This window comes from Campylobacter concisus (genome assembly GCF_902460675.1).
In the GTDB taxonomy this organism is placed as follows: Bacteria; Campylobacterota; Campylobacteria; order Campylobacterales; family Campylobacteraceae; genus Campylobacter_A; species Campylobacter_A concisus_AJ.
Window position 1 is genome coordinate 1 of record NZ_CABPUQ010000006.1, and the last position, 1,552, is coordinate 1,552.

Below are 1,552 nucleotides of genomic sequence, written 5' to 3' on the forward strand. Positions count from 1 at the left end.
ATGAAATATCTTTATTGGGCTTTGCTAATCCAATTGATATTTTAAATCAATGTTTTGATAATTATGAAAAAGAATTTCGCTTTGATATAAAAATAGATGAGTTTGACTTTACGAATATTATTTTACAAATAGAAAAAATAGAGAACGATTGTATTTGCTTACAATTATGTATAGCTGAAGATGAACTAATAGGGGATAGAAATATTGATATAGTTGAAAATAAAATCATTTCTTTTATTATGAAAAAGGCACAATATTTTGATTTTATTTTTTGTGACAATAATGCTTATTTGGAAAATAATTTTAATGAAATTTGTACGAACCCTTATTTTCTATATTAGTAATAAACAAAGGTGATAAAGTTGATATAAAATATGCAAATTGGAAAATAGATGGTTTGAGTGAAAGACAAAATATTTAAATAATAAGCCAAGTTAGGTTGTAAATACAGGAAATTAAAAATTAATTCAACATAATTGACAAAAACAAAAAGTCTTATTGGATGGTGATAAATAATGGATATAAAACTAACACCACAACAATTTAAATATCTAATGGAAAATTGTAAATTCTTAAATAGTATATCTGCTATTTGTAACAATGAAAATTCTGTAAAAATTAGTGTGGATATAAATTTGGCAGAAAATATTAGAGAGTGGGCTCTTAATGAATTAGAAATAAAAGGTTTTGATGAAAATTATGAGTTAAATTATCACGGAAAAATTATAGAAGCATTGGTGGATTTATTCCATGTTTAGCGTGCTAAATTTAGAAAATAACTTACAAAATAAAATACAAAATTTGCTAGATAATAGAAATTTGCCAAAACCAAAGGTAATAACAAATCCATTCTTGCAGGACACATTGATTGAAAATGATTTGCAAGGAAAGGATTTGTTTGAACTTGAAAAAGATAAAATAAAAATTTTATCTACTGATTTGCCAATCTTTAATGATGAAGCATTTAGGTATTATTTGCCACAATTTATCTATTTTTATTTGATGTGGTCAGAATTTATAGTTGAAGACATGTTTATACAAGTATTTTTTAAATCGAATTTGCTTAATGAAAAAAAGTATAGATTTTTGCAGTTTAAGATAGATGAAAAAGAGATAATTGTTGAATTTTTGCAAAAAATTTATGATGAAATTTACAATATAACCAAAACAAAAGAGTATAAAGAGCTTAAGGTTTGGGAGCAAGAAGAAGTTATAGTGCCATTTAAGGCTTATAAAACAGAGATTAAAGAAGCCATAGCATTGTGGAAAGTCACAAATTAGATAGTTATAAAGTTTCAGAAAAAGACTACCTGATGATCGTGGTATGCTTAGCAAGATATAAATTTAAACTCTAAGTCAAACACACAGATAAGCTCAAGTAACTTAAGAGCTACTAACAAGCTAAACGTAGAAGCTGGAAATGATATATATGTAGTTGGAGCTAATACAAACGAGAGCACGCAAACTAAAGAGAAATCTAAAGGCTTTTTCTCTAAAAAAGAGTCTCATCTAATGGCTATAAATCAAAAGGTCATCAGCTCAAATTTAAACG

General features: G+C 26.0%; 3 protein-coding genes. All 3 read left to right on the plus strand.

Translation table 11 applies throughout. The features are described from left to right. Positions 1-341 (plus strand): hypothetical protein (locus tag F3G88_RS10355; protein ID WP_188117488.1); only part of this gene is annotated, 341 nt, incomplete at its 5' end. A gap of 174 nt (positions 342-515) precedes the next feature. After that, positions 516-758: a hypothetical protein gene (locus tag F3G88_RS10125; protein ID WP_048809727.1), complete on the plus strand. Its 243-nt coding sequence runs from the start codon at positions 516-518 to the stop codon at positions 756-758. Beyond that, complete coding sequence (locus F3G88_RS10130; RefSeq protein WP_107848464.1) at positions 751-1,281, plus strand: hypothetical protein; 531 nt, start codon at positions 751-753, stop codon at positions 1,279-1,281. Before F3G88_RS10125 ends, F3G88_RS10130 begins: the two co-directional genes overlap by 8 nt. Positions 1,282-1,552 lie beyond the last annotated feature (271 nt).